At 74.8% G+C, this 23,910-nt stretch carries 14 protein-coding genes; 7 read left to right on the top strand and 7 right to left on the bottom strand.

What is annotated here, in order from left to right:
- Window positions 1-62 precede the first annotated feature (62 nt).
- Together AB0J46_RS40770 and AB0J46_RS40765 are read right to left on the bottom strand one after the other, a co-directional pair.
- Window positions 63-992 (bottom strand): alpha/beta hydrolase, encoded by a 930-nt coding sequence (locus AB0J46_RS40770; protein WP_364340139.1) that lies wholly within the window; start codon window positions 990-992, stop codon window positions 63-65.
- An 87-nt stretch (window positions 993-1,079) separates the two neighbouring features.
- Window positions 1,080-2,495 (bottom strand): helix-turn-helix domain-containing protein, encoded by a 1,416-nt coding sequence (locus tag AB0J46_RS40765; RefSeq protein WP_364340137.1) that lies wholly within the window; start codon window positions 2,493-2,495, stop codon window positions 1,080-1,082.
- 90 nt (window positions 2,496-2,585) lie between these two features.
- Between AB0J46_RS40765 and AB0J46_RS40760 the strand changes: the two genes are divergently transcribed.
- The 5 genes from AB0J46_RS40760 to AB0J46_RS40740 all read left to right on the top strand — a co-directional run bounded on the left by AB0J46_RS40760 (window position 2,586) and on the right by AB0J46_RS40740 (window position 9,071).
- Window positions 2,586-3,680: a DUF917 domain-containing protein gene (locus AB0J46_RS40760; protein ID WP_364340135.1), complete on the top strand. Its 1,095-nt coding sequence runs from the start codon at window positions 2,586-2,588 to the stop codon at window positions 3,678-3,680.
- Complete coding sequence (locus AB0J46_RS40755) at window positions 3,677-4,993, top strand: hydantoinase/oxoprolinase N-terminal domain-containing protein (protein ID WP_364340133.1); 1,317 nt, start codon at window positions 3,677-3,679, stop codon at window positions 4,991-4,993. The genes AB0J46_RS40760 and AB0J46_RS40755 overlap by 4 nt, the downstream gene beginning before the upstream one ends.
- Before the next feature lie 108 nt (window positions 4,994-5,101).
- A complete protein-coding gene (locus AB0J46_RS40750) occupies window positions 5,102-6,421 on the top strand; it encodes a cytosine permease (RefSeq protein WP_364340130.1) in 1,320 nt (439 codons plus the stop codon).
- A 75-nt stretch (window positions 6,422-6,496) separates the two neighbouring features.
- Window positions 6,497-8,014 (top strand): hydantoinase/oxoprolinase family protein, encoded by a 1,518-nt coding sequence (locus AB0J46_RS40745; RefSeq protein ID WP_364340128.1) that lies wholly within the window; start codon window positions 6,497-6,499, stop codon window positions 8,012-8,014.
- A complete protein-coding gene (locus tag AB0J46_RS40740) occupies window positions 8,007-9,071 on the top strand; it encodes a DUF917 domain-containing protein (RefSeq protein ID WP_364340125.1) in 1,065 nt (354 codons plus the stop codon). The genes AB0J46_RS40745 and AB0J46_RS40740 overlap by 8 nt, the downstream gene beginning before the upstream one ends.
- On the opposite strand, the gene AB0J46_RS40735 is transcribed toward AB0J46_RS40740, so the two are convergent.
- From AB0J46_RS40735 to AB0J46_RS40715, 5 genes are all read right to left on the bottom strand, one after another.
- On the bottom strand, window positions 9,041-9,328 hold the full coding sequence (locus AB0J46_RS40735; protein ID WP_352329658.1) for a YchJ family metal-binding protein: 288 nt from the start codon (window positions 9,326-9,328) through the stop codon (window positions 9,041-9,043). The genes AB0J46_RS40740 and AB0J46_RS40735 overlap by 31 nt on opposite strands.
- A gap of 229 nt (window positions 9,329-9,557) precedes the next feature.
- The gene (locus AB0J46_RS40730) at window positions 9,558-10,400 is read right to left on the bottom strand and encodes an NAD-dependent protein deacetylase (RefSeq protein ID WP_364340123.1); all 843 of its coding nucleotides are present in this window, start codon (window positions 10,398-10,400) and stop codon (window positions 9,558-9,560) included.
- Between the two features lie 18 nt (window positions 10,401-10,418).
- Complete coding sequence (locus AB0J46_RS40725; protein ID WP_364340121.1) at window positions 10,419-10,799, bottom strand: VOC family protein; 381 nt, start codon at window positions 10,797-10,799, stop codon at window positions 10,419-10,421.
- Window positions 10,796-12,697: an ABC transporter ATP-binding protein gene (locus AB0J46_RS40720; RefSeq protein ID WP_364340119.1), complete on the bottom strand. Its 1,902-nt coding sequence runs from the start codon at window positions 12,695-12,697 to the stop codon at window positions 10,796-10,798. Before AB0J46_RS40720 ends, AB0J46_RS40725 begins: the two co-directional genes overlap by 4 nt.
- Window positions 12,694-14,463, bottom strand: a complete 1,770-nt coding sequence (locus AB0J46_RS40715; protein ID WP_364340117.1) for an ABC transporter ATP-binding protein — start codon at window positions 14,461-14,463, stop codon at window positions 12,694-12,696. Before AB0J46_RS40715 ends, AB0J46_RS40720 begins: the two co-directional genes overlap by 4 nt.
- Before the next feature lie 278 nt (window positions 14,464-14,741).
- On the opposite strand from AB0J46_RS40715, the gene AB0J46_RS40710 reads away from it, so the two are divergent.
- Both AB0J46_RS40710 and AB0J46_RS40705 read left to right on the top strand, forming a co-directional pair.
- The gene (locus tag AB0J46_RS40710; protein WP_364340115.1) at window positions 14,742-20,756 is read left to right on the top strand and encodes a phospholipase A2; all 6,015 of its coding nucleotides are present in this window, start codon (window positions 14,742-14,744) and stop codon (window positions 20,754-20,756) included.
- A gap of 152 nt (window positions 20,757-20,908) precedes the next feature.
- Complete coding sequence (locus AB0J46_RS40705; RefSeq protein WP_364340113.1) at window positions 20,909-23,893, top strand: BTAD domain-containing putative transcriptional regulator; 2,985 nt, start codon at window positions 20,909-20,911, stop codon at window positions 23,891-23,893.
- Window positions 23,894-23,910: the final 17 nt, after the last annotated feature.

The following is a 23,910-nucleotide window of genomic DNA, read 5'->3' as shown; positions in this document are numbered from 1 at the left end:
TCCAGGATCACCGGTATCCCGATCATTGAAAGCCGACTTGACCCGACCGGCAAGACCCAGTTTCACCTTTCTGTGGAGGCGGCGACGTCCCGAATCGCCGTGACGACCAGATCGGGCTGCCGATACTGGACGTAGTGCTCGGAGGTGCCGGCCACCACCACCCGTCCGCGCGTGGACCTGGCGGCCACCCGCCGGGCCTGGTCGAGGGCGCTGCGCGGCCCGCCGGACGGGATGACGACCACGACCGGCGGCCCGCCCGGCCCCTGCGCCGTCCCGGCGACCTCCCGCGCGCTGTCCAGCGAGGCCCACGCCTCGGCCCTGGCCGCGGCCATGCTGCCCGGCCCGTAGACGACGGGGGCGGCGGCGCGCGCCGCCGGGGTGGCGTCGCCGGGCACCAGGAGATCCCCGGCCAGCCGGAGCAGGCCGATCCTGGCCAGCGCCTGGTTGGCGGTGAGCTGGGCGGCCAGCAGCGGCCGGGACACCCGCATGGCCGCCACCGCCTCCTCGTCGGTGGCGTCGATCAGCACCAGGCCCGCCGTCACCTCCGGGTACCGGGCGGCGAACAGGCGGACGATCTGTCCGCCGTAGGAGTGCCCGGCCAGGACGTACGGGCCGGGCTCGCCCGCGGCGGCGAGCAGCGCGCGCAGCTCCCCCGCCGCGCGGCCCGCCGTTCGCGGCCCTGGCCCCTCCTCGCTCCAGGCGTAGCCGGCCCGGTCGTAGGAGCACACGCGCAGCCCGGCCGACAGCCGCCGCTGGACCACCTCCCAGCTCGCGCTCGACTCGACCAGGCCCGCCTCCAGCACCACCACCGGGCCGCCGGACCCCGTGCAGCGCAGGTGCAGGCGGTGGCCGCCGACGCTCACCAGGCGGCCCGGTGGCGGGTGGCGCGTGGCGTCGCCGCGCCGGGCGGCGGTCTCGTAGCCGAACCCCGCGCAGGCGGCCACCAGCAGCAGCCCCGCGCACCAGGCGGCCAGCCGCCGCGCTCTTCTCATGCCACCGAATCTAGGGAGCCGGCCGCCGGGTTTCCTCGTCCTGGCGGGCGAACGCGGGCTGGGAGCGGGGTCCCGGAGGGCCGTCCTTCAGCGGGAGGAGGCCGCGCGGCAGGCCAGCTGGAGGGCCAGGCGTTGCCGCGGGTCGGCGAGGTCGGCCTGGAGCAGGGTCTCGATGCGGCGCACGTTCCTGCTGACGGCGTTGCGGTGCAGGTGCAGCTCCTCGGCGGCGCGGGCGGGCGAGCCGTTGTGGTCGAGGTAGGCGCGCAGGATGGCCAGGAGGTGGGCGGCCCGCTCGCCGCCGAGGTCGAGGATCGGTTGCAGCAGCTCCCTGACGGCGTGCTGGGCGGCGTCTGAGGCGTACCACTCCTCCAGCATCCGGTCGAGGCCGGCCAGGTCGTAGGTGGCCAGCGGCAGGGTGCTGCGGCGCAGGGCCGTACGGGCCTCGGAGGCGGAGGTGCGCAGGCCGACGAGGCCCTGGTGGGCGGTGCTGACCCCGCAGCGCAGCTCGGCGCCCGCCGGGCGGACCCGTTCCAGCAGGCGGGCGGCGTCGCGCACCGCCTCGCGCAGGCCCGCCCTGCCCTGGTCGCGCCGCTGGCTGCGGACCACGATCAGCGCGTCGCCGGCGAGCGCGGCGTTCCAGGCGGCGCCGCCCAGCTCGCGGGCCGCGCGCACGGCCCGCGAGGCGGCGGTCTCCAGCAGGGCGTAGCGTTCCTGGCCGCCGTCGGCCGGGCCGTCGCCGGCGGCGTCGGCGGTCTTCGCGGGTTCCAGGCGCAGGACGACGTGCCAGTCGTCGATCGGCAGGCCGAGGGCCCTGGCGCGGGGGGCCAGCTCCTGCGCCTGGTTCTCGGGGGCGACCAGCAGCTCGGTGAGGAGCTGGGCGCGGGACCGTCCGGGCAGCTCGTCGGACGGGCCCGCGGCGGCGGCCAGGGCGGCCAGCCTGAGCACGATCCCGGCGGCCCGGTCGAAGTGCGTCCCGGCGGGCCCGCCGGCCTGGGCGGTGAACGCGCCGCCGTCGGCCCGGACGGGACGGCCGAGAGCCGCGCCGGCCGCCTCGGCGATGCGCTCGGGGACGCCGCCCGCCCCCGCCACGGCCTCCGCGGCGCGCGCCGTACGGACCAGCGCCTCGGCGGCGTCGCCCGCGATGGCCCGGTCAATGGCCACCACCAGCTCCGCCAGGTCGCCGCCGGCGGCCGCCAGCAGCGCGACCCCGCCCCGCTCGGCCAGCGCTGCGGCGCTCCGGTCGACCGCGGCCTCCAGGGCCTCCAGGGCCTGCCCGGCCTCCGCGGTGAGCACGAGCGCCACGGCGCCGGCCGCGGCGGCGTCGCGCAGCGCGACGTCGAGCCGGTAGCCGGCCGCCTGCCGCGACGCCGCGCCCGTCAGGACCAGCACCGACCCCGGCGGCTGGCCCGCGATCCCGCCCAGGTCCTCCACCAGGCGCACGCCCGAGGCCGCCGCCGGCGCCTCCGGCCCGGCCAGCGGACGCAGCTCTTCCAGCAGGAACATGCCATCAGTGTGCCATCGGCACACGAAGGCCGGCAAAAAGGTGCGGCTGGAACATCCGCCCCCGACCTGCGGCTTCGTAACCTCGACAGCATGGACATCGACACCGGGCTGCTGCCCGCCTTCGCCCGCGGTTGCGCCGTGCTGGGCTCGGGCGGTGGCGGTCCCGTGACCATCGCCCGCGCCGCGGCGCTGCAGGCGCTGGAGGACCACGGGCCGGTACGCGTCGTGCAGCCCGCCGAGCTGGACCCCGAGCTGCTGGTCATGCCCGTGGGCACCGCGGGCTCCTCGGCCGTCATGTCCGAGCGCGTCGGGGGAACCGACGAGCCCGTCTACCTGCGCGACAAGATCGAGGAGCTGTACGGCGCGCCCGTCGGCGCGGTGCTGGCCAGCGAGATCGGCGGCGCGAACGGCTGCCTGGCGGTGGCCTGGGCGGCCCGCGTCGGCCTGCCGCTGGTGGACGCCGACGGGATGAGCCGCGCCTTCCCCCGCATGGACCAGACGGTGATGCAGCTGCGCGGCATCGCGCCCACCCCGGCCGTGCTGTGCGACGAGCGCGGCCGGACCGTCGTCGTCGACCGGGTGACCGGCAGCTGGCTGGAACGGCTGGTACGGGCGTCGCTGGAGGCGTTCGGCGGCCAGGTCGCGACCAGCGAGTACATCATGCGCGGCGACCAGGTGGCCGGCGCCACCGCGCTCGGATCCGTCACCCGCGCCGTGCGCCTCGGGACGCGGCTGCCCGACCCGCTGGTCACCGGCAAGGTCGCCGAGACGGCCGGGTCGATCCTGGTCGAAGGGCTCGGGTACGACCAGGGGCGGCTGGTCCGCGTCCAGGCGGGCAGCGAGTTCCTGGCCGTCGTCGAGGACGGCGTGCCGCTGGCCGTGGTGCCCGACGTGATCGCGATGCTGGACACGCGTACGGGCGAGGTCGTGCAGGCCGAGCAGGTCCGGTACGGGCTGCGGGTCAGCATGGTGCGCGTCCCCTGCGACCCGGTCTGGCACACCCCCGAGGGGCTGCGGCTGGCCGGGCCCGCCGCGTTCGGTCTCACCGGACTTCCCGCCCCTCCCCCACCGCAGGCGCCCCCCGTCCCCGCGAAGCCGGAAACCCCGGCGGGCACGGCCTTCAGCCCCTCCCCCACCGAGTCCACCGGGCCTTCCGGGCGCGCCGGGCGGGAGGCGGGGGCGTGAGGGCCGGGGTGGACGTCGGGCCGACCAACACCGACGCGGCCGTCGTCGCCGACGACGGCCAGGTGCTGGCCACCGTCAAGATCGCGTCGATCCCCGGCGACCCGGTGGCCGGGGTGCGCGCCGCGCTGGCCCGCCTGCCGATGGACGGCGAGCCGGCCCAGGTCGCCGTCGGCCTGCGTGGCGCCGCCACCGCCGTGACCAGGCGGGCCGGGCTGCGCAAGGTGGCCGTGCTGCGCATCGCGGGCGTGTCGGCGACCGCGGTGCGCCCGCTGTCCGGCTGGCCGCCCGACCTGCGCGCCGCGGTGAACGCCGGCACCGCCGTCGTGGACGGCGGCGGCGGCCTCGACCGCGAGGACCGCACGCCCCTCGACCGCGACGCCGTGGCCCGCTTCGCCGCGGGCGTGGCCGGCACCGCGCAGGCCGTCGCCGTCGCGGGCCTGTTCTCGCCCCTGGACGGCGAGCAGGAGCGCGAGGCCGCCGAGATCGTCCGGGCGGAGCTGGGCGAGGGCGTGCCGATCGCGCTGTCGGCCGACCTGGGCTCGCTCGGCCTGCTGGAACGCGAGAACGCGACCGTGCTGGACGCCGCCCTGTCGGGGTTCGCGGGCGCGGTCTCCGGCGGGCTGGCCACCGCGCTGGCGGGCCTGTGCCCGGGGGCGGCGGTGTTCGTGACCCGCGGCGACGGCACGCTGATGAGCCTGGAGCACCTGGCCCGGCATCCCGGGCTCAGCCTGGGCAGCGGCCCGGCGAGCGTGCTGCGCGGCGCCGGCGCGCTGACCGGGCTCGGTGACGCGGTGGTCGCCGACGTGGGCGCCACCCGCGTCCGGGTCGGCGTGCTGGCCGGCGGCTATCCGGAGGAGGCCGTGGGCGGCGCGGACATCGGCGGCGTGCCCGTCGGGCTGCGCATCCCCGGGCTGATCAGGGTGCCGCGGCCGGTCGACCCGACCGAGCTGGCCGAGGCCGTGGACCGGCTGCAGCCGGGCGCCGGGCTGCTGCCGCTCGTGGTCGTGGGCGGCGGTGAGCACGCCGTGCCGGAGGGGCTGCATCCCGAGCACGGGCCAGCGGCCGGCGCCATCGGCGCGGCGGTCAGCCCGGTCGGCGGCCAGTACGAGCGCATCGTCCGCCTGCCCGACCGCTCGGCGCTGGCGGCGGCGCTCGAACCGGTCGCGGAGGAGGCCAGGGCGGCGGCCGTCCGCGCCGGGGCCGATCCGCGGCGGGTGCGGGTCATCGGGGTGGAGGAGATCCCGCTCGCCTACCTGCCCGGCCCGTTCGTCCGGCTGCGCGCCCGCGCCGCCGGGCCGCCCTCGCTCCTGTGACAGCCCCGTGACCAGCGCCGATGCTCTGAGACCAGCCCAGTGACCGCATGCTCGTGAGCCCCCGCTCGTGAGCCCCCGCCACGCCCCCCGACGCGAAGGAAGACCACCATGACCGACTCCGACTACCCCCTGGAGCGGGTGCCGCAGGCCGCCCGCTACTCCTGGTTCAACGTGGCCGTGCAGCGGTTCGGCCAGCTCTCCGACCTGACGCAGTTCCTGCTGGGCGCCACGCTCGGCGCCGGGCTGTCGTTCTGGGGGGCGTTCTGGGCGTTCACGCTCGGCTCGGTGATCCTGGAGGTGGTGTGCATCTTCGTCGGCATCGCCGGGATGCGCGAGGGCCTGTCCACCTCCATGCTGGCCCGCTGGACCGGCTTCGGCCGGTACGGCTCCACGATCATCGGCGTGATCATCGCCCTGAGCCTGTTCGGCTGGTTCGGCGTGCAGACCGCGGTGTTCGCCTCGGGCCTGCACTCGATCATGTCCTGGATGCCGCTCTGGGCGTGGGCCATGATCGCCGGCATCGGCGTGACGCTGCTGGTCATCCGGGGGTTCAAGGCGATGGGGATGACGGCGTTCATCACCGTGCCGGCGTTCCTGGGCCTGGCCGGCTGGGCGATGTGGGTGGAAATTTCACGACATGACCTGGGGTCGCTGGTGGCCTCGCCGCCGTTCGGCGAGCCGATCAGCATCGCGACCGGCGCCACCATCGTGGCCGGCTCCTACATCATCGGCGCGGTGACCACGCCCGACATGACCAGGTTCAACCGCAACACCGGCGACGTCGTCAAGCAGACCCTCGTCGGCATCTCCCTCGGCGAGTACGTGCTCGGCCTGGCCGGCGTGCTGCTGGCCTACGCGGTCAAGTCCTCGGACGTGATCGCGATCATCACGGCCTCCTCCGGCGTGATCGGCGTCATCGTCCTCATCTCGGCCACCGTGAAGATCAACAACTGGAACCTCTACTCCGCAGCGCTGGGCCTGCTCAACGCCGTGGAGTCCACGGTCGGGGTGCGGCTGAACCGGGTCGCCGTCACCGTCGGCATCGGCGTCCTGGGCAGCGTGCTGGCCGCCGCCGGGATCCTGGAGCGTTTCACCGACTTCCTGCTGATCCTCGGCGTCATCACGCCCCCCGTCGCCGGGATCATGGTCGCCGAGTACTTCGTGGTGCGCCGCTGGCGCCCGGTGCTGGACGCCTCGCGCGCCACCGGCACGCTCCCCGAGACCGAGCCGACGTGGGTGCCCGCCACGCTGGTCATCTGGGCCGCCGCCGCGCTGGTCGGCTGGCTCAGCGACCACTACCAGTGGATCGGCATCCCCGCCCTGAACTCCCTGATCCTCGCGGGCCTGGGCTACGTCGTCGCGGGCCGACTCGGCCTGGTCCGCGGCACCCGCGAGGTCCCCGTCGAGCGGCCCGCGCTCACCGTCTGAGAGTCGCGCGGCCCGCGCTCACCGTCCCGGAGTCGCGCGGTCCGTGCTCACCGTCCGAGAAGAGAGTCCTCCTTCATGCGTATCGGCATCGACGTGGGCGGCACCAACACCGACGCCGCCCTCATCGGCGACGACGGCCAGGTGCTGGCCACCGTCAAGTCCCCCACCACCGCGGACGTCACGGGCGGCGTCGCCGCGGCCCTGGCCGGTCTGGGCGCCACCCGGGTGTCCGCGGTGATGATCGGCACCACCCACTTCGTCAACGCCCTGGTGGAGGCCGCCCGGCTGGAGCCGGTCGCGGCCGTCCGGCTCGGCCTGCCCGCCACCGCCGCGCTGCCGCCGCTGGTGGACTGGCCCGACCGCCTGCGCCAGGCGGTCGAGGGCGCGGTCTACCTGTGCCACGGCGGCTGCGAGTACGACGGCGCCCCCATCTCCCCCCTCGACCCGGACGAGCTGCGCGGCGTCGCCGCCGACATCAGGCGGCGCGGCCTGCGCACGGTCGCGATCTCCTCGGTGTTCTCCCCGGTCAGCGACGCCCACGAGCGCGAGGCCGCGCAGATCCTGGCCGCCGAGCTGGGCCCCGAGGTGCACCTGTCGCTGTCCTGCGAGATCGGCCGGGTCGGCCTGCTGGCCAGGGAGAACGCCACGATCGTGAACGCCGCCCTGCGCCCGCTGGCCGGCCGGACCGTGGCCGCCTTCGGCGAGGCGCTGCGGGTGGCCGGGATCGACGCGCCGCTGTTCCTGTCCCAGAACGACGGCACCCTCATGGACGTGGACCAGGCCCGCCGCTACCCGGTGGCCACGTTCGCGTCGGGGCCGACGAACTCGATGCGCGGCGCGGCGTACCTGTCGGGGCTGACCGACTGCGCGGTGGTGGACATCGGCGGCACCACGTCCGACGTGGGCATCCTGGTCGGCGGGTTCCCGCGCGAGGCGGCCGGCGAGGCGCTGGTCGCCGAGGTGCGCACCAACTTCCGCATCCCCGACGTGCTGTCGATCGGCATCGGCGGCGGCTCGCTGGTCGCCGAGGACGGCACCACCGGCCCGCGCAGCGTCGGCTACCGGCTGACCGAGGAGGCGCTGGTGTTCGGCGGCGGCACGCTGACCGCCACCGACCTGGCCGTGGCCGCCGGGCTGGCCGACATCGGCGACCGTGACAGGGTCACGCACGTCGACCCGCAGCGCCCGCTCAAGCTCATCGCCGAGCGCGTCTCGGAGGCGGTCGACCGCATGCGCACCTCGTCCGCGCCGCTGCCTGTCGTGCTGGTCGGCGGCGGCAGCGTGCTCATCCAGGAGCTGCCCGGCTTCGACGACGTGCGCCGCCCGGCGCACTTCGAGGTGGCCAACGCCGTCGGCGCGGCCATCGCCCAGGTCGGCGGCGAGGTGGACCGGGTCTTCTCCGGCCCGCGCGAGCGCATCCTGGAGGAGGCCAAGAGCGAGGCGATCATCCGCGCCGAGCGCGGCGGCGCCCGCGCGGGCAGCGTGCGGATCGTGGACGTGGAGGAGCTGCCGCTCGCCTACCTGCCCGGCGACGCCACCCGGATCAGGGTGAAGGCCGTCGGCGACCTGGACCTGGAGAAGATCGATGCGTGAGATCGGAATCGACCGGCTGGACGACATGGCGCGCGGCGCCGGGATCCTCGGCACCGGCGGCGGCGGCGACCCGTACGTGGGCAAGCTGCTGGCCCGCGAGGCCATCCGCAGGCACGGTCCCGTGCCGCTGGTGGCCATCGACGACGTGCCCGCGGACGCGACCGTCGTGGCGGTCTCGGGCATGGGGGCGCCGACCGTGCTGCTGGAGAAGCTGCCGGCGGGCACCGAGGAGCTGACCGCGCTGCGCGCCCTGGAGGCGGTGCTCGGCCGTCCGGCCACGCACATCGTGCCGATCGAGGTCGGCGGCGTGAACTCGATGATCCCGATCGCCGCCGCCGCGCAGGCGGGCCTGCCGATCGTGGACGGCGACGCGATGGGCCGCGCCTTCCCCGAGGCGCAGATGGTGCTGCCGACGCTGATCGGCGTGCCGAACACGCCGATGGCGCTGGCCGACGACAAGGGCAACACGCTGGTGCTGGAGACGGTGTCCAACGTGTGGGCCGAGCGCCTGGCCAGGGCGGCGTGCGTGCAGATGGGCTGCCAGGTCTCCTGCGCCGACACCGTCATGCGCGGCGACCAGCTGCGCGACGGTCTGGTGCCGGCCACGCTGACGCTGGCCGAGGACCTGGGCCGGGCCGTGCGGCTGGCCCGCGCCGGGCACGCCGACCCGGTGGCGGCGGCCCTGGACGTGCTGGGCGGCCTGAAGCTGTTCACCGGCAAGGTCGTGGACGTCGAGCGCCGCACCACCGGCGGCTTCGCCCGCGGCCAGGCCCGCCTGGAGGGCACCGGCACGCTGGAGCTCAGCTTCCAGAACGAGCACCTGCTGGCCCGCCGGGACGGCGAGATCGTGGCCACCACGCCCGACCTGATCTGCGTGCTGGACACCGACTCGGGCGAGCCGGTCACCACCGAGGCCATGCGCTACGGCCTGCGCGTCACGGTCATCGCCGTGCCGTGCGACCCGCGCTGGACCTCACCGGGGGGCCTGGAACTGGCCGGGCCGCGGTACTTCGGCTACGACTGCGACTACCGGCCGCTGGCCACGACCCCGGCGTAGACCCAGCGGCCGTCCAGCCGGACGAACCTGCTGTGCTCGTCGAGCACGCCCGGCACCCGCCGGTTGACGAAGTGGGCGCGGAACCGCACGGTGCCCTCGGTGTGGACGGGGCTGCCGCCGGTGCTCTCCAGCACCTCCAGCTCCGTCCACGCGACCTTCCTGTCGAGGTCGAGGCGGGCCGGGCGGTCGGCGGGATGCCAGGTGGCCATGAGATAGGCCTCGTCGCCCACGGCGAACGCGCTGAACCTGGACCGCATGAGCGACTCCGCGGTGGGGGCCGACCCCTCACCGCGGTGGTATCTCCCGCAGCAGTCCGCGTAGGACGCGGGCAGACCACAGGGGCATGGACGAGGAGGCATGCCCCCCATTGTGCCGCCCCCGCGCCGCCTTGCGCTCCGCCCGGTGCGCGCGTGGGGTCAGCCTTGCGCTCCGCCCGGTACCGGCGTGCGGGTCAGCCTTGCGCTCCGCCCGGTACGGGCGTGCGGGTCAGAGGCGGGCGGCCAGCTCGGTCAGGGTGGCGCCGAGCGGGGCGTCGAGCAGCAGCGCGGCGTCGGCGTCGGCGCCGGTCGGGCCCTGGTTGACGATGGCGACGGGCAGCCCGAGCTCGGCCGCCCTGGTGACGAAGCGCAGCCCCGACCTGATCGCCAGCGACGACCCCAGCACGAGCAGCGAGCGCGCCCCGCCCACGAGCGCGAAGCACTCAGCCACCCGATCCCTCGGCACGTTCTCGCCGAAGAAGATCACGTCGGGCTTGAGCAGGCCGCCGCAGGAGACGCAGTCGACCACCTGGAACCCGGCGACCTGGGCGTCGGTGAGGGCCGCGTCGCCGTCGGGGTTGACGCGGCCCTCGGCGGCCCAGCGCGGGTTGGCCGCGCTGAGGCGGCGCTCCAGCTCGGCGCGCGGGGTGCGGTCGCGGCACGACAGGCACACGACGCGGTCGAGGCCGCCGTGCAGCTCGATCACCCGGCGCGCCCCGGCGGCCTGGTGGAGGCCGTCGACGTTCTGGGTGACGATGCCGGCCAGCAGGCCGCGCCGCTCCAGCTCGGCCACCGCGCGGTGGCCGGCGTTGGGGGCGGCCCGGCCGATCTGCCGCCAGCCGACGTGGCTGCGCGCCCAGTAGCGCCGGCGCGCCTCGGCGCTGCCGGTGAAGCGCTGGTACGTCATCGGCTCGGCGCGCCGGGACCGCCCGGTGGGGCCCCGGTAGTCGGGAATGCCGGACTCGGTGGACAGCCCGGCCCCGCTGAGCACCACGACGCCGCCACCGGCCACCAGCTCGGCCAGCGACGCGATCGCCGGCGCCGTCACGGGTGCTGTCGCAGTCTCTTGCACACCCTCCATGATGCCCGGTCAGAGATAGTTGCTGAGCTCGATCAGGTTCCCGTCGGGGTCGCGCAGGTAGACGCTCCTGATCGGGCCGAGCGCTCCGGTCCGCTCCACCGGGCCCTCCTCGATCCCGACGCCGTGCCGGGCCAGCTCGTCCATGACCGTCTCGACGGGGTCGGCGGTGATCAGGCACAGGTCGGCGCTGCCGGGCACGGGCCGGGCCGCCTTCGGCTCGAACTCGCGTCCCGCCTCGTGCAGGTTGATCTTGCTCTGCCCGAACGCCAGCGCCCGCCGCCCCTCGCCGAACGTCACCGCCTCCATCCCCAGCACCGTGGTGTAGAAGCGCACCGCGGCCTCGACGTCGGCAACGGTCAGCACCAGGTGGTCCAGGCGGTCGATCCTCATGTGTTCCCTCGCTCCTCGATCGGTTCTCCGTCCCATAGTCTCCGCATCTCGGGACACATGCGCAGCAACTCCCCCAGCGGCCCGCGGCCCGCGACGCGGCCCCGGTCGAGGACGACCACCTGGTCGGCGCGTTCGAGCGCGGCCCGGCGGGAGGAGACCACCAGCAGCGTGGCGGGGCCGTGCCGGGCGACGCGCTCCCACAGCAGGTTCTCGGTCCCGACGTCCAGGGCGGACGAGACGTCGTCCACGACGAGCAGGTCCGGGGCGCGGACCAGGGCGCGGGCGGCGGTGGCGCGCTGCACCTGGCCGCCGGACAGACGCACGCCCCGGGGGCCGACGACGGTCTCCAGGCCGTCCGGCATGGCGGCCAGGTCGTCCTCGAAGGCGGCCAGTTCCAGGGCGCGGGCCAGGTCGTCGTCGCCCGCGGGCAGGCCGAGGAGCAGGTTCTCGCGCAATGTCTCCGAGAACAGGCGCGGGATCTGGCTCGCGTACGCCGCCCGTCCCGGCACCAGGAACGCGCCCGGGTCGGGCACCGGGCGGCCGTTCCAGGTGATCGTCCCGGTGTCGAGGGGCAGCAGGCCGAGTACGGCGCGCACGAGCGTGGTCTTGCCCGCGCCGACGGCCCCGGTGACGACGGTGAACGTGCCGCGCCGGAGCGTCAGATCCACGTCGCGCACCCCGCGCCCGCCGGGGTGCACGACGCTCAACCCGCGCACCTCCAGCACCTCCAGCGTCGTCGGCGCGGTCGGCCCCTCGCCGCCCGGGGGCGGCTCTACCGGCGGTGCGGGGAGGCGGGGGGCGCGCCTCAGGGGCGACCTTCCCGAAGGTGGGGCCGAGGTGGGACGGAGGTGCGGGCTCGGGGGCGGTGCTTCGGGGGGTGGGGTGGGACGGAGGTGGAGGGGGTGGTCGCGGGTCAGGTCGGGGGTGTCCTGGTGGGGGGCGAGCAGGGCGGTCAGGCGTTCGGCGGAGACGTCCGCTCTGGGCAGGCGGTACAGGATGGAGCCGATGGTACGGGGCAGCGCGGTCAGCCAGCCGACGTAGCTGGTGAACAGCGCGAGGTCGCCCACGGTGAACTCGCCGCGCCGCATCGCCCCGGCGGCCAGCAGCAGCACGACGCCGACGCCCAGCTCGACCGTGGTGCCCGTGGCGGCCTCCAGCAGGTCGGTGGCCAGGCGGCTGCGTACGGCGGCGTCCCGGCGACGGGCGTTGAGCGTGCGCAGGCGGTCCAGCGCCGCCCGCTCGGCCCCCGCCGTCTTCAGCGCGAGCACGCCGCCGAACAGTTCGCCGACGAAGGCCGTCACGCCCGCGCCCAGTTCCCTGGCCCGCTGGTGCCGCCGTCTGATCACCCGTCCCATGAGCCTGCTCAGCACGCCGATCGCGAGCATCGGCACGACCAGCGTCACGGTGACGACGGGGTCGATCGAGACCATGACCGCCAGCGCCACCCCGCCGAACAGCACGCCTCCGGCCAGCGGGACGGACTCGTCGGCGAGCTCGACCAGCTCGGCCACGTCGTCGCGCAGCCGGGCCAGCGACTCGCCCGGGGAGCGCGGCAGCCGGGCGGCGACCGGGCCGCGCGCGGTCAGCACCGAGCCCAGGACGTTGGCGCGCAGCAGCGTGGCCGCCGCGTCCCACCAGTAGGAGCCGTAGGACCAGGCGAACACCAGGACGATCCCGCGGACCAGCTCGGCGCCCGCGAACGCCGCGCACAACCACAACGACTGCCGCAACGTCGCCGGGCTGTGCCCGCTGATCTGGTCGAAGAGCTGCCGCAGCACGAGTCCGCCGCCGAGCGGCAGCACGTGGACCGGCAGCCACAGCAGGATCTGCAGCACGTACAGGCGCACGTCGAAGCCGATCAGGCGGCCCGCCACCGCCAGGGCCCGGCGCGCGCTCACCGGCTCACCCCCGCGGCGTCCAGCAGCCGGCCGAACCTGCTGCCCGGGTCGGCGGCCAGGTCGGCGCGGCGGCCGTACTCGACGAGCTTGCCGCGTTCCAGCACGGCGATCTTGTCCACGTGCGCCAGCGAGGAGAGCCGGTGCGCGATGAGCACGCCGGTCCGCCCGTCCAGCAGCCGCCGTACGCCGTCCTCGACGTGCCGTTCGGTGGCCGGGTCGAGCCTGCTGGACGCCTCGTCCAGGATCACCAGCCCGGGGTCGGTCAGGAAGGCCCGCGCGAAGGCGAGCAGCTGGGCCTCCCCCGCCGACAGTCCGCCCGGCTCGCCGTCGAGCCCGCCGGGCAGCACGGCCGGCCAGCCGCCCAGCCCCACCCCGGCCAGCACCTCCAGCAGGCGGGCGTCGTCGTGTCGGGGGTCGGTCAGGGCGCCGAACAGGGTGAGGTTGTCGCGGACGCTGCCGTCGAACAGCCGTACGTCCTGGGTGACCACGCCGACCCGGCGGCGCAGCGACTCCGGGTCGCACTCGCGCAGGTCGAGGCCGCCGATCTCGACCGTGCCGCCGGTCGGGTCGTACAGGCGCAGCAGCAGCTTGGCGAGGGTGGTCTTGCCGCTGCCGGTGCGTCCCACCAGGCCCAGGCGTTCGCCGGGGGCCAGGGTGAGGGTGATGCCCGACAGCGCGGTCTCGCCGTCGTCGGGGTAGGCGAAGCTCACGTCGTCCAGCCGCAGGCCGAGCGCGCCCGAGGCGGGCAGCGGCCGGGGCGCGGCGCGGACGGGCAGCGCGGGCCGCTCGGCCAGCAGGGAGCCGATGCGGGCGAACCCGGCCAGCGCCCCCTGGAACTGCCTGAGCTGGTCGATCAGCCGCTCGAACGGCGTGCGGATCATCAAGGTGTACTGGAAGAGCAGCACGGCGGTGCCGACCGTGAGCGCCCCGGCGTCCAGCAGCCAGGCGGCCAGGGCGAGCATCAGCGCGGTCCCGGCCGCGAACGCCACGTTCGTGGCCGCGAGCAGGCCGCCCGCGATGCGCGAGCCGTGCCACTCGGCGCGGAACCAGGCCCCGGCGACCTGGTGGAAGCGGCCGAGCGCGTGCCCGCCCGCGCCGTTGGCCCGCAGGTCCTCGGCCCCGGCCAGCCGCTCTTCGAGGTGGCCGTAGAGCGCGGCGCTCGCCTCCCGCGACCGGGTCGCCGACGGCACGGCGAGCCGCTGCGCACCCGTCATGGCGAGCCCGGTCAGCAGGCAGTAGGCCAGCAGCGCCGCGCCCAGCCGCCAGTCGACGGTGAACACGACGGCGAGCACGCCGGCCAGCAGCAGCAGCCCGGCCACGACGTCGAGGACGAAGGCGACGACGAAATCGGCCACGGCCGCCACGTCGCCGTCGACGCGTTCGATCAGCTCGCCGGGCGAGTGGCGGGCGTGGAAGGCCAGGTCGAGGCCGAGCACGTGCCCGGCCAGGTGTTCGCGCAGGCGGTTGGTGCCGTCCCAGGCCAGGCGGCCGGCGAGCCAGGCGGCGGCCATGCGGGCGGCCTGACCGGCGGCGGCCAGGGCGAGGTAGCCGAGCGCGATCACGATCAGGTGGCGCAGCCCGGCGCCGCCGGCGGCGTCGTCGACGAAGCGGCGGGTGACGTGCGGCGCGGCCAGCGGCAGCGCGGTGGCCGCGGCGGTGGCGGCGCCCAGCGCGAGCGCGGCGCGCGGGGCGGGCCGCAGGTGGCGCAGGGCCTGCCGGGCGGGTCTAGCTACCTGCGGACGGGTCCTGGTGAGCGGGGATCTCAAGAAGCGTCATGCCCTCTGAATAGGTGGGTGTCCTGTGCTGGGAGGTCATGAACGCTGTCCTCATCGATCCGCTCCTTCGTCCGCGATCGGTGCCGCCGGGAAGTAGAACAGCCGCCCGCGCCGCGCCGCAACCGGTTTTGGCCGCCTACGGGATCTATACGCCGCCTATACAGCCGCTGCTCACGCTGAGCACCGAACGGCCTTACACCCCCCGCGGAGGTTGGACGGTGTTGAAGAAACCCAGGCGGCTGACTCCCTTACCGCCGCTCGTCGTCCTGTTGCTGACATCCACGGCCCTCGTGCCGCTTCCCGCGCGGGCCGCCCCGCCCGCGCCCGCCAAGGCGCGGGCGGCGGTCGCCTGCCCGGACGAGATGCCCACCGAGATCTCCGCCCGGCTGGCCGCCGCGGTCTGCGGCAAGCGGATCAGGGCGGTCTCGCTGACCACCGAGACCGACGAGTTCTTCGTCAACCCGGCCGGCACGGTCACCCAGGAGCACCGCTACCGCCCGGTCCGGGTCAAGCGGGGCGAGGCGTGGGCGCCCGCCGACCCGACGCTCGCGGCGAGCCAGGACGGCACGGTCGCGCCGAAGGCCGCCGCGGTCTCCTACAGCTTCTCCGGCGGCGGCGACGGCCCGCTGGTCACCGCCACCGAGCGGGGCACCCGCCTCACGCTCGGCACGCCGCTCGGCGCCCTTCCCGAGCCGGTGCTGGACGGCGCCACCGCCACCTACCCCGACGTGCTGCCGGGCGTGGACCTGGTGCTGACCGCGGACGTGGACGGCTTCGCCGAGAAGCTCGTCGTCAAGACCCGGCAGGCCGCGGCGAACCCGGCGCTGAAGGAGCTGACGTTCGCCACGTCGGTGAAGAAGGGCGAGGTCAGGACCGACAAGCACGGCAACGTCTCGATCCTCGACGCCAAGGGTGAGCCGGTGTTCGGCTCGGCGGCGCCGGAGATGTGGGACGCCGCCACCGAGTCGGCCATGACCCGCAACCCGGCCACCCCGGCGCTGGCCGCCCAGCCGGGCCGGCGGGCCAGGATGGGCGTGCGGCTGTCGGGCCGCGAGCTGCGCGTCACCCCCGACGCCGCGCTGCTGGCCGACCCCGCCACGGTCTACCCGGTGACGATCGACCCGAGCTTCACCTCGGCCAAGTCCGGCTGGACGTACGTGGACTCGGCCTATCCCACCAGCGCGTACTGGAACTCGGCGAACGACGCGACGGCCGGCACCAGCAACGGCGGCGGCTACAAGCGGCGCTCGTTCTTCAACATGGGCCTGTCGGGCCTGGCCGGCAAGCACATCACGGCGGCCACGTTCAACATCAAGGAGACGTGGGCCTGGTCCTGCTCGGCGCGGAACGTCGAGCTGCACAGGACCGCGGCCGTCGGCTCGGGCACGACGTGGAACAACCAGCCCGCCTCGAACCTCAACATCGGCGCCAAGAACGTCGCCTACGGCTGGTCGTCGGCCGGTCAGGGCGGCGCGTCGAGCTGCCCGGCGGCCTGGGTCGGCTGGGACGTCACCAGCGCGGTGCAGAGCGTGGCGAGCGCGAACGGCACGTCGGTCACCTTCATGGTCAAGGCCGGCAGCGAGACCGACAACTACTACTGGAAGCGCTTCGCCAACAACCCCAACATCGCGATCACCTACAACTCGCTGCCGGGCACGCCGTCGGCCCTGGCCGTCGCGCCCTGCTCGGTGTGCGCCAGCCCGGCCGTGGTGGGCGCGGCGCAGCCGACGCTGTCGGCCAAGGTGAGCGACGCCGACGGGCAGGCGCAGCGGGCCGACTTCGAGATCTGGACGGCCGACCACGCGACCAAGGTGACCGGCGGCTCGGCCGCGAACGTGGCGAACGGCGCCACCGCCTCCTGGAAGGCCGGCACGGCTCTGGCGAGCACGTCGTACGCCTGGCGGGTGCGCTCGTACGACGGCACCGACTACGGCCCCTGGTCGGCGTGGTTCGCCTTCACGGTGGACGCCGCCCCGCCGCCCGCCCCCGAGGTGTCCTCCGGCGACTACCCGGAGGACGCGTGGGCCAAGGGGGCCGGTCAGGCCGGCCAGTTCACCATCACGCCGGGCTCGGCCGACGCGTCCTCGGTGTCGTGGTCGTTCGACGGCGGCGCCCAGCAGTCCGCCGCCAGCTCCGGCGCACCGCACACGGTGAGCTGGACGCCGCCCGCCGACGGCCCGCACACGCTCAAGGCATGGGTCAAGGACAAGGCGGGCAACCTGTCGCCGGCGACGACGTACGCGTTCAACGCGGGCGGCTCGGCGGTCACCTCGCCCAAGGACGGGCAGTCCACCGCCCGCCGGACGGTCCTGTCGGCCACCGGCAGCGCGGGGCTGAGCGCGGTCGCCTTCTCCTACCGGCGCGGCGAGGCCGACTCCTGGCACCAGGTGCCGGCGGCCGACGTGCGCAGGAAGTCCGACGGGTCGGCGGTCGCCTGGCCGGTGGCGATGAGCGCGGGCGCCTCGCCCGAGCTGGTCTGGGACACCACGCACACGCTGGCCGAGGACGGCTCGATCGAGATCAGGGCCGAGTTCGTCACCTCCTCGGGCACGGCCGCCTCCCAGCCGGTGGACCTGGTCGTGGACCGGGACGGCGAGGGCGCCTCCACCCAGCCGGTCGGCCCCGGCTCGGTCAACACGCTGACCGGCGACTTCAGGATGGCCGCCACCGACGCCAACGTGTACGGCATCGGCCTGATGCGCTCGTTCTCCTCGCGTGACCCGCGCAAGGGCTCGGCGCTGCCGGGCGTGGCGGCGATCTTCGGCACCGAGTGGACGCCGACCGGGCTCGCCCAGTCGGGTCAGGGCACGTTCGCCCAGCTCCGGGCCACCTCCGCCACCTCGGTCGAGCTGAGCGGCGAGGGCTCGGCGGTGGCCTTCACCAAGAACGCCGACGGCTCGTACGAGCCGCAGCAGGACGCGGCGAGCCTGAAGCTGACCTTCGACGCCGCGGCCGACCGCTACACCCTGTCGGACACGAACTCGGCCGAGCGCACGGTGTTCGCCAAGGTGGACGCCGCCGCGCCGATCTACCTGGTGCGGGCGGTCTACCCGGCCAGCGGCAAGGGCAGCACGGCGTTCGTGTGGCAGTCGGTGACCGGCTCGGACGGCAAGGCGCTGGCCCGGCCGGTCAAGATCATCGCGCCGTCGTACACGCAGGCCGACTGCGACGTGGACACGCTGGCGAGCCTGCCGCAGGGCTGCCGCCTGATCAAGCTGGACTACGCCACCACCACGACCGCGGGCGCGCAGCTCGGCGACGTGGCCGGGCAGGTCAAGGCGATCAGCCTGTGGGAGGGCGGCGCGAGCGCGCCGCTGGGCCTGTCGGAGTACCGCTACGACGACCTGGGCCGCCTGCGCGAGCAGTGGAACCCGGCCACCCCCGACATCAGGACGCGCTACGACTACGACCTCGGCGGCCGGGTGAACCGCTACACCCCGCCCGGCGAGCTGCCGTGGACGTTCGGCTACGGCAAGGCGGGCAACGCCGACACCGCCGCGGACGGCATGCTGCTCGCGGTCTCCCGCCCGACGCTGCGGCCCGGCACCCCGAGCGAGACGAACGGCACCGCGGTCACGTCGGTGGTCTACGACGTGCCGATCAGCGGGACGGGGGCGCCGTACGGGATGAGCGAGACGGCCACGGCCGCCTGGGGGCAGAGCGACTCCCCGGTGGACGCGACCGCCATCTTCCCGGCCGACCAGGTGCCGGCCAACCACACCGGGCGCGGCGGCCTGGCCGCCTCCGACTACGGCCGGGCCACGATCACCTACCTGAACGCCTCCGGGCAGACGGTCAACCGGGTGGAGCCCGGCGGCGCGGTCTCCACCAGCCAGTACGACGCGCAGGGCAACACGGTGTTGTCGCTGTCGGCCGGCAACAGGGCGCTCGCCCTGGCCCAGACGCCGGACGCGGGCGCCGAGCTGACCCGGCTCGGGCTGCTCAACGCCTCGCCCGCCGACCGGGCGCGGCTGCTGGCCGAGGAGTCCGCCTACAGCTCCGACGGGCAGCGGATGGTCTCCGAGCTCGGCCCGCTGCACCTGGTCACGCTGAACGGCACGCAGGTCGCGGCGAGGAAGCACACGGTCAACACCTTCGACGAGGGCCGGCCGGCCGACGCCAAGGTGTCGAACCTGGCCACGACGGTGGCGGTGGGCGCGTACGTGCCCGGCGCGACCTCGGACGCCGACGTGCGCACGAGCCGGACGTACTACGACTGGAACACCGGCAAGAGCGTCAGGACGGTGGAGGACCCCGGCGGCCTGGCGATCACCAAGACCACCACGTACGACTCCGACGGCCGGGTGGTCGCCACCACGATGCCGAAGTCGTCGGGCGACGACGCGGGCACCACGACCAGCGAGTACTACACGGCCGACGGCACCGGCGCGTGCGGCGGCAGGGCCGAGTGGGCCGGGCAGCTGTGCCGGACGAAGTCCAAGACGGGCGTCGGCGACAGCGGCACCCGCCCGGCCGAGCTGGTCACCAAGGTGTACGCCTACGAGCCCGGCGGCCGCGTGTCGTCGGTGACCGAGACGGCCAACGGGGTGACCAGGACCACGACGACCACGTACAACCCGGCGGGCGACATCGTGAAGACCGTCGTGTCCGGCGGGGCCGGGACGGCGGTGCCCGAGGTGAGCACCACCTACGACGCGGCCGGGCGCGGGGTCAGGACCACGGCCTCCAACGGCACCTCGATCACCCGCGAGTACGACGCGCTGGGCCGCCAGACGTCCTACACCGACGCCGACGGCGGCGTGACCAGGGTCGAGTACGACGCCCTCGACCGCATCACCAGGAAGACCGACGGCGCGCCCTCGACGGTCACCTACGCCTACGACGACGTGCGCGGCGCGCTGGCCACCATGACCGACTCGGTGGCCGGGACGTTCACCGCCACGTACACCGTGGACGGCTCGATCAGTCACGAGAGCCTGCCGGGCGGCCTGTCCTACGACCTCGCCCGGGACCCGTCCGGCGCGCCGGTCTCGCGGGTCTACCGGACGGCGGCGGGGGCGCGGCTGCTGGACGACTCGGTGACCTGGTCGATCCACGGCCAGCAGGTGAGCCACAACGGGCTGTCCGCCCAGAAGATCGGCTACGACAAGCTGGGCAGGATCGCCTCGGTGGACGACACCGTGAGCGGCCTGTGCTCGCGCCGCGCCTACGGCTACGACGCCAACTCCAACAGGACGGGGCTGACCACGAGCGCCTGCGACGGCTCGGGGGCGGTCACCGAGAACCACGCCTACGACGGCGGCGACCGGCTGGCCGACGCCGGCTACGAGTACGACGCCTACGGCCGCACCACGGCCACGCCGGCCGGGCTGAAGGCGGAGTACTACACCACCGACCTGGTCCGGCAGATGACGTCGGGGGCGGTGCGGCAGTCGTACACGCTGGATCCGGAGCTGCGCCGCAACACCACCACGCTGGAGCAGCTGTCCGGCGGCACGTGGAGCGCGGCCGGCAAGCGGGTCGAGCACTTCGACGCCGACGACGACACGCCCGCCTGGGTCGTGGAGGGCGGCGCGGTCACCAGGAACGTGCACTCCATCTCCGGCGGCCTGGCCGCGGTCACCTCGGCGACCGGCGACGTGCGGCTGCAGCTGACGAACCTGCACGACGACATCAACGTGGTCTACGCCGACGGCGTGCCGCTGGCGCTGGACTTCGACGAGTTCGGCAACCCGCGCGCCGGTCAGCCCGCGATGCGCTACGGCTGGCACGGCGCGGCCGAGCGGGCCGCCGACACCCCCGACGGCACGATCCTCATGGGCGTGCGGCTCTACCAGCCCAAACTGGGACGGTTCCTGCAGACCGACCCGGTGGAGGGCGGCAGCGCCAACGCCTACGACTACGCCAACCAGTCGCCGACCTCCAACGCCGACCTGGACGGCAAGAAGTGGTACTGGTGCACCAACTTCTGGCACTTCGCCTTCAACCACTGCGGCGTCAGCTACGCCTACTACCACGGCAGCTGGCGTTACGTGCAGTGGAAGAAGACGCCGGCCGGCTGGTGGGTGCGCGGCGTGTACTACGACTACTGCACCAAGTCGCCCGACAAGCCGCTCGGCTATGACTTCCGCCAGGCGTGCATGATGCACGACTACGGGTACGCCCTGCGCAATATGGGGTATATCCATAGCAAGTACCAGGTGGACTACATCTTCTATTACGTCCTGTACTGGGGCGTCTGCTCCCACTACTTCTTCAAGGGGACATGTCGCCGCATCGCGTACGCGTACTTCCTTTCGGTGGTCGCCTTCGGCCACCCGTGACCTAGGATGAGCCACCGGCGGGAGCTACCTCGAAAGGCTCCCGCCGGTGCCTTTTTCTCCCGGTCGGCGCAGGGTTGACGGGAGTCGGACGTTGATGCACATTGAAGCAGCTTTGATCTTCCTTGTGCACCAACGTCCTTGCGGGGAGCGCGATGGAGTTCGCCGTACTTGGGCCGCTTCACGTCTCGGATGACCAAGGGCCGCTGCCGCTCGGCGTCGGCAAGCAGCGCACCCTGCTGGCCGAGCTCCTGTGCCGGGCCGGCCGCCCGGTCTCCCCCGCCACGCTCGTCGAGGCCCTGTGGGAGCAGCGCCCGCCGCGCACCGCCGCCGACAACCTCCGCCTGTACGTGCACCAGCTCCGCCGGACGCTCGGCCAGGACCGCATCACCCGCACCGACGCCGGTTTCGTCCTGGCCGTGCACCCCGGCGAGCTGGACGCCGAACGCTTCGAGACCCTGGCCGGCCGGGGCGGCGACGCGCTGTCCGGCGGCGACCACGAACAGGCCGCCACGCTGCTGCGGCAGGCGCTGGAGTTGTGGCGCGGGCCCGCCTACGCGGGGCTGAACCTCACCGCCGGGCTGCGCGACCACGCCCGCCGCCTGGAGGAGGAGCGCCTGGCGGCCCTGGAGCACCGGATCGAGGCCGACCTGGCCCGCGGCCTGCACGCCGTGCTCGTCGCGGAGCTGACCGAGCTGGTCGCCGAGCACCCGCTGCGCGAACGCCCGCGCCGCCAGCTCATGCTCGCCCTGGCCCGGTCGGGACGGCAGGCCGAGGCGCTGGCCAGCTACCGCGAGGCCCGCCGGGTGTTCGCCGCCGAGCTGGGCCTCGACCCCGGCGCCGAGCTCAACCGCCTGCACCAGGCCATCCTCACCGGCACCCTCGACCCGGCCCCCGGCGGCGCCGCCGGGCCCGCGGCGCGCTCCCCCGCCCAGCTCCCGACCGACATCTCCGACTTCACCGGACGCGGCGAGCAGCTCGCCCAGCTCACCGCCCTGCTCGGCGACGAACCGCCGCAGGGCCCCGGCCAGGTGCGGGTGTGCGTGATCGCGGGCATGGGCGGCGTCGGCAAGACCACGCTGGCCGTGCACGCCGCGCACCGCATCGCCCGCCACTACCCCGACGGCCAGCTGCACACGAACCTGCACGGCGCCGAGGCCAGCCCCGCCGACCCCGGACAGGTGCTGGCCGCCTTCCTCACCGCGCTCGGCGTGCCGCGCTCCACGCTGCCCGAGAGCGTGGACGAGCGGGCCGCGCTGTTCCGCAGCAGCCTGGCCGAGCGGCGCATGCTGATCGTGCTCGACAACGCCGCCTCCGAGCAGCAGGTGCGCCCGCTGCTGCCGGGCACGTCCGGCTGCGCCGTCGTCATCACCAGCAGGGCCAGGCTGAGCGGCCTGTCCGGCGCGGCCCTGATCGAGCTGTCGGTGCTGCACCTGCGGCAGGGCGTGCGCCTGCTGGCCAGGATCGCCGGCGCCGGGCGGGTGGCGGCCGAGCCGGAGGCGGCGGCGGAGATCGTCCGGCTCTCCGACGGGATCCCGCTGGCCGTGCGGGTGGCCGGGGCCCGGCTGGTGGCCCGGCCGCACTGGCCGCTGACCCGGCTGGCCGGGCAGCTCAAGGACGAGCGGCGGCGGCTCGACCAGTTCGCGACCGGCGACCTGGCGGTCCGGGCCAGCCTGGCGCTCAGCTACGTGGGGCTGGAACCGGCCGCGCGGCGGGCCTTCCGGCTGCTGGGCACGCTGGAGGCGCCCGACTTCGCCGGATGGGTGGCGGGCGCGCTGCTGGACCTGCCCGTGCCGGTGGGCGAGGAGCTGGTGGAGTCGCTGGTGGACACCCAGCTCGTGCTGATCAGCGGCGTCGATCCGGCCGGGCAGCCGCGCTACCGCTTCCACGACCTGGTCCGCCTGTACGCCCGCGAACGTGCCGAGCTGGAGGACCGGCCCGAGGCGGTCGCGGCGGCGCTCGGCCGGGCCTTCGGCGGCTGGCTGGCGCTGGCCGAGCAGGCGACCGAACGCGTCCAGGGCAGCTCCTCGGCCATCATCCACGGCTCGGCCCCGCGCTGGAGCTCGCCCGACGGCACGCCGCTGGAGATCCGGCAGGACCCGATGGCCTGGTTCGACACCGAGCGCACCGCGCTGGTCGCGGCGATCCGGCAGGCGTGCGCGCTCGGCCTGGCCGAGGTCGCCTGGGACACCGCCTGCTGCGCCGAGCGCTACTTCGACGTGAGCGGCCTGTTCGACGACTGGCGGGCGCTGCACGAGCGGGTGCTGGCCGCCTGCCTGGCCGCCGGCGACCGGCTGGGCGAGGCGGTGATCCGGCGCGGCCTCATGCACGCCACCACCTGGACCGAGACCGGCGGCGCCATGGCCGCCCAGTACGACGGCGCCGAACGCCTGATCGCCATGTTCACCGAACTGGACGAGCAGCGCGGCCTGTCCGACGCGTACGTGCTTCGTGCCTGGGGCGAGGCGGCCAGAGGTGACATGGCGCAGGGCCTGCGCTCGGGCCGCATCGCGCTGGAGCTGGCCGAGCGCAGCGGCCACCAGGGCGGCGAGGCCAGGGCGCACGTGTGCATGGCCGTCGCCTACGGCACCAGGGACATCAGGATGGCCATCGTCCACCTGCTGCGCGGCCTGGACCTGGCCACCAAGCTCGGCAACCCCCGCTTCGAGGCCACGACCCTGCAGTTCCTCGGCCTGGCCCACGCCCACGCCAAGGAGTTCGAGGCCGGGCTGGAGTACATGGTGCGGGCGCTGGCCATCTACCGGCAGATCCGCGACCCGCTGCTGGAGACGATGGGCCTGGTCGCCCTGGCCAAGCTGTACGCCGGCCACCACGACCCGCGGGCCAGGGCGGTCGCCGAGGCGGCCGAGCTGCTGAGCCGCTCCCACCGGCTGGCCCACCACCGGGCCGACGCGCTGTGGGTGCTGGGCGGGGTGGACCTGGCCGAGGGCCGGGTGAAGGAGGCCGTCGCGCACCTGGAGGAGTCGGTGCGGCTGTGGCGCGCGCGGGGCTGGCAGGAGTTCCTGGCGGGGGCGCTGGACAGCCTGGCCGAGGCGTACGCGGCGGCGGGCGACCCGGCGGCCGCGGCCGCGGCCCGGCTGGAGGCTCGCTCGCTTGCCGGTTCTCCTCAGACGGGTTGAGTATCCGAGCGCTCGTG

Source organism: Nonomuraea sp. NPDC049758, from assembly GCF_040674635.1.
In the GTDB taxonomy this organism is placed as follows: Bacteria; Actinomycetota; Actinomycetes; order Streptosporangiales; family Streptosporangiaceae; genus Nonomuraea.
Note: the sequence above shows the minus strand (reverse complement) of the source record. Positions and strands in the feature narration are given on the sequence as shown.

Excerpts from the sequence above, each read along its gene's own strand:
- AB0J46_RS40750 (WP_364340130.1), top strand. The coding sequence starts at position 5,102 with ATGACCGACTCCGACTACCCCCTGGAGCGGGTGCCGCAGGCCGCCCGC.
- AB0J46_RS40740 (WP_364340125.1), top strand. The coding sequence starts at position 8,007 with ATGCGTGAGATCGGAATCGACCGGCTGGACGACATGGCGCGCGGCGCC.
- AB0J46_RS40770 (WP_364340139.1), bottom strand. The coding sequence starts at position 992 with ATGAGAAGAGCGCGGCGGCTGGCCGCCTGGTGCGCGGGGCTGCTGCTG.
- AB0J46_RS40765 (WP_364340137.1), bottom strand. The coding sequence starts at position 2,495 with ATGTTCCTGCTGGAAGAGCTGCGTCCGCTGGCCGGGCCGGAGGCGCCG.
- AB0J46_RS40745 (WP_364340128.1), top strand. The coding sequence starts at position 6,497 with ATGCGTATCGGCATCGACGTGGGCGGCACCAACACCGACGCCGCCCTC.
- AB0J46_RS40725 (WP_364340121.1), bottom strand. The coding sequence starts at position 10,799 with ATGAGGATCGACCGCCTGGACCACCTGGTGCTGACCGTTGCCGACGTC.
- AB0J46_RS40760 (WP_364340135.1), top strand. The coding sequence starts at position 2,586 with ATGGACATCGACACCGGGCTGCTGCCCGCCTTCGCCCGCGGTTGCGCC.
- AB0J46_RS40705 (WP_364340113.1), top strand. The coding sequence starts at position 20,909 with ATGGAGTTCGCCGTACTTGGGCCGCTTCACGTCTCGGATGACCAAGGG.
- AB0J46_RS40735 (WP_352329658.1), bottom strand. The coding sequence starts at position 9,328 with ATGCGGTCCAGGTTCAGCGCGTTCGCCGTGGGCGACGAGGCCTATCTC.